At 48.5% G+C, this 4220-nt stretch carries 4 protein-coding genes; 3 read left to right on the forward strand and 1 reads right to left on the reverse strand.

Features of this window, described 5'->3' with window-relative positions; translation table 11 throughout:
* Positions 1-46: 46 nt before the first annotated feature.
* Positions 47-877: a YitT family protein gene (locus tag VN105_RS17725; RefSeq protein WP_325642861.1), complete on the forward strand. Its 831-nt coding sequence runs from the start codon at positions 47-49 to the stop codon at positions 875-877.
* A gap of 48 nt (positions 878-925) precedes the next feature.
* Here VN105_RS17725 and VN105_RS17730 read toward each other — a convergent pair whose 3' ends face one another.
* Positions 926-1981, reverse strand: a complete 1056-nt coding sequence (locus tag VN105_RS17730; protein ID WP_325642862.1) for a cellulase family glycosylhydrolase — start codon at positions 1979-1981, stop codon at positions 926-928.
* Positions 1982-2167: 186 nt separating this feature from the next.
* On the opposite strand from VN105_RS17730, the gene VN105_RS17735 reads away from it, so the two are divergent.
* Together VN105_RS17735 and VN105_RS17740 are read left to right on the forward strand one after the other, a co-directional pair.
* Complete coding sequence (locus VN105_RS17735; RefSeq protein ID WP_325642863.1) at positions 2168-3289, forward strand: DUF5009 domain-containing protein; 1122 nt, start codon at positions 2168-2170, stop codon at positions 3287-3289.
* Positions 3290-3401: 112 nt separating this feature from the next.
* Positions 3402-4187 (forward strand): SDR family oxidoreductase, encoded by a 786-nt coding sequence (locus VN105_RS17740; protein WP_325642864.1) that lies wholly within the window; start codon positions 3402-3404, stop codon positions 4185-4187.
* Positions 4188-4220: the final 33 nt, after the last annotated feature.

Here is a 4220-nt window from a genome sequence, read left to right on the forward strand (position 1 = left end):
ATAGGCAGGTTTGTTTCCACGTATGGCAAAAGCGTATTTTTGCAGCATGAAAGAGCATGCAAAAAATATTTTACTCATTATAGCCGGCGCCTTCATCTTTGCTGCAGGCATCAACTACCTGGCTATTCCCAATAAGTTATCGGAAGGAGGCGTAATAGGTATTACGATTGTAACCTATTATTACTGGGGATGGTCGCCGGGTGTAACAAATTTTATCATCAACGCTATCCTGATTGTAACGGGATACCGGCTGTTGGATAAAAGAAGCATGTTGTACACGATCCTTGGCATCCTTTTTTGTTCCCTGTTCCTTTATCTCACCGAAAACACACTCACACCGGTTACCACCAACCCGTTACTGGCGGCTATATTTGCCGGCCTGCTGGTGGGTATCGGTATTGGCCTGGTATTCCTGTCTGGCGGTACCACCGGCGGTTCCGCCATTGTGGCCAGGTTGTTCAATAAATATTTCGGCTGGACCCTGGGCAACGCGATGCTTATTTTCGACATTGTTGTGATTGTATCTTCTTCTTTTATAATAGGCATAGAAAAAACCATGTATACCTTTATTGCCGTATACATTGGGGCCAGGGCAGTAGATTATATTGTAGACGGGCTTAACACCAAACGCGCCATCACTATTATTTCCGCGCACACGGAAGCCATTGCGGCAAAGATCACCGGCGAAATGAAACGCGGCGCCACTGTATTGCACGGGCACGGCGCCTTTACCGGCGCTCCCAAAGAAGTACTGTATGTAGTGATAGGTAAACAGGAGCTGATGCGGCTCAAATCACTGGTGCAGGAAACAGATCCGGAAGCTTTCGTGGTAATACATGAAGTACACGAAGTACTGGGAAGGGGATTCTCGAAATAGTTATAGCCAGCGGCTTTCGCTATGCGTAGTGAAAGCCGCCAGCCATTATCATTTACCGGTTAACCCGCGGATCACTTTCACTTCATCCTCGCTGTAAGGAGTTCCATCCGGACGGAATATGTCATGAAACCAGGTGGGAGGCTCGCTGCCATCGGGCATAGGCGTGCTCCACGCATACTTGGTATTGGTTTTACCTGCTACCAGGCCCCAGTTAATGGCGCCAATATTTTCCTTTTTCAGCAAAGGCATAATATTATCGAAACGGCTGCTGCGGGTACGGGCCATATACTCGGTGCAAATAAGCGGCCTTCCCAACCGGCGCAGGGTATCAATATCCCGCTGGTGTTCTTCCGGTGGGGAATAGTTATGATAAGTGATCACATCGGAATGCGCTTCCTGGAAGGCCGACAGGTCTTTAAGCTTCCAGTCCCAAATCCCGGCCGACAACGGCTGTGAGGGATTTACCTCTCTTCCCCAGGCAAACACTTTTTCCAGCAGGGGCATACTTTTGTTACCATGCCCGGAATTGCCGGGTTCATTATACAGATCCCATAACAGGATACGTTTGTCGTCCGCAAAAGAGGTCAGGATATCTTTCACATATCTTTCCAATGTATCTACCAATGCCGGGCTTTGATAGATAGCCAGGCCCGGGTCCTGCACCCAGCCTGAGTTATGGATGCCCGGCCGCGGCGCCCGCTGGGGACCAGCCTGGTAAGTGCTGTCCCAGCAATCATCAAAAAATACGAATAAGGTGGAAATGTGGTGCCTGTCGGCAATATCCAGGTACGTGCTGATCCTTTGTTTAAAGCCTGCTGAATCAACTACCCAGGGTACATGATGCAGGTACACCCGCATCGTATTCATCCCGATACCTTCTGCATAACCGAGTTCCCGGTTAATGGTAGCGGTATCAAAAGTTGCAGCCTGCCACATTTCCAGCTGGTTAATAGCTGTACTGGGAATAAAATCACTTCCCCTGATCCAGTCTTTACCTGCATACCAGGCATTGGCCTTTTCCTTTGACCACAAGCCTTTTTCGGGCTGTTTGCAGCTCACCTGGATAAGCACGGCCACGCACAACGCAATAAATCGGTAATTCATAACGTAACTTTTTTAGTGGAGTTGCCAAAATAGTAATTATACGTGTCTCACGTTAGTCCATATGTCTCAATTTGTTATTCTCCTGATAATTCAGATTTGGATTTTGGGATTTAGATGTATATATTGTAGGCAGCTCAACGCTCTTTCATTCCTTACCATCTTATCAACCAATACAATTAAAGGGAAATGACACAAAGCTCTCAACGCTTTTTACCGCTGGACGTGTTCCGCGGGCTGACCGTTTGTTTCATGATCATAGTGAACACAGGCGGCACTGGTGGAACTTACTGGCCACTCGACCATGCTGCCTGGCATGGCTGGACACCAACCGATATGGTATTTCCCTCTTTTCTTTTTGCTGTGGGCAATGCCATGAGCTTCAGCATGAGGAAGTATGAACAACTGGGAAATTCAGCGGTGCTGGGAAAGATCTTTAAACGCACCCTGATCATTTTCCTTCTCGGATACCTGATGTACTGGTTCCCGTTTGTACATCATACCGATACCGGGCTTACATTCAATCCTTTCAGCCATACCCGCATACTGGGCGTGTTGCAACGTATTGCCCTGTGCTACTGTATTGCTTCCCTCCTCATCCATTACTGCTCTAAAAAAGTAGTATGGGCCGTAAGTGCCGCACTCCTCCTGGGATACTGGGCCATCATGTGGTACTGCGGTACTCCCGGTGAACAATACAGTATGGGCGGCAACGCGGGCATCCTCCTTGATAAACTTATTTTAGGTGAAAATCACATGTACCACGGCGAAGGCATTGCCTTTGACCCCGAAGGCATTCTCAGCACTATTCCTGCTGTAGTGAATGTGGTAGCAGGTTATTATACCGGGCTTTTTGTTCAGCAACAGGGCCGAACCAAAACGGGCTTGCTCCGTATGGCAGGCATGGGTGTACTGCTGTTGCTCCTGGCCTATGCGTGGAACACGGTTTTCCCTATCAATAAAAAACTGTGGACCAGTTCCTATGTGCTGCTCACGATAGGTATTGATCTGTTGCTGTTATCGCTGCTGATCTTTGTAATAGATATTCTCGGCTTTACCAAAGGCAGCGGTTTCTTTACGGTATTTGGTAAAAACCCGCTGTTCCTCTACCTGCTGTCTGAAATACTGGCTATCCTGTTCTATTTCTTTATGGTCAATGGCGACTCCCTCTACAAATGGATCAATGATACTATCTTCCAGCCATTGTCGCCGGGTAAGTTCGGTTCATTGCTGTTTTCACTGGCATTCATGCTTACCTGCTGGCTGGTAGGATTTATTCTCGACAGGAAGAAGATCTATGTGCGTGTATAAGTAATATCATCTTACTAAAAAATAAAAGGAGCAGGGAAGGTCAGTTGATCTTCCCTGCTCCTTTTATACGCATAAAACATTTTTTGCTACATTGTACATAAAACGATTGCGGATGGACCTCTCACTCAAAGGAAAAACAGCGCTTGTATGCGGCGGCTCACAGGGCATCGGGCTGGCCACAGCAGCAGAACTGGCTTTGTTAGGCGCTGAATGTATTTTACTGGCAAGGAATGAAGACAGGTTAAAAGCGGCGCTAGCGACACTTGATACCTCCGGCGGGCAGCAGCACCAGTATGCTGTAGCTGACTTTTCCGATATCGCACAGCTAACGGCGGCTGCGGAAAAGATTGCTGCGCGGGGCCCCGTTCACATACTCATCAATAATACCGGCGGCCCTGCAGGTGGTCCTGTTCTGGAAGCCAGCGCAGCAGCATTTACTGCCGCTTTTTCACAACACCTGCTGTGTAATCAGGCTTTGGCGCAAATATTTGTACCGGGAATGATCAGCGCAGGCTTTGGCCGTATCATCAATATCATTTCTACTTCTGTAAAAGCACCCATAAAAAACCTCGGCGTATCCAATACCACCCGGTGGGCAGTTGCTGCATGGTCTAAAACCCTTGCTACAGAACTGGCGCCACACGGCATTACGGTTAATAATGTGTTACCCGGCTCCACCTCTACGGCCCGGCTGGAAGGATTATTTAACAGCAGCGCCGCCGCCCGCAATGTATCGCCAGATGTAATAGAAGCCGAGTGGCTGAAGGAAATTCCGATGCAGCGTTTTGGTGAAGCCCGTGAAGTAGCAGCGCTGGCGGCATTCCTGGCATCGCCAGCGGCAGCTTACATTACAGGCACCAGCACCGCTGTAGACGGCGGAAAAACACCGGTGATGTAAAGCGGATGTTGTCTGACTCAGGATTAAACTGAT

Source organism: Chitinophaga sp. (assembly GCF_035564935.1).
Lineage (GTDB): Bacteria > Bacteroidota > Bacteroidia > Chitinophagales > Chitinophagaceae > Chitinophaga.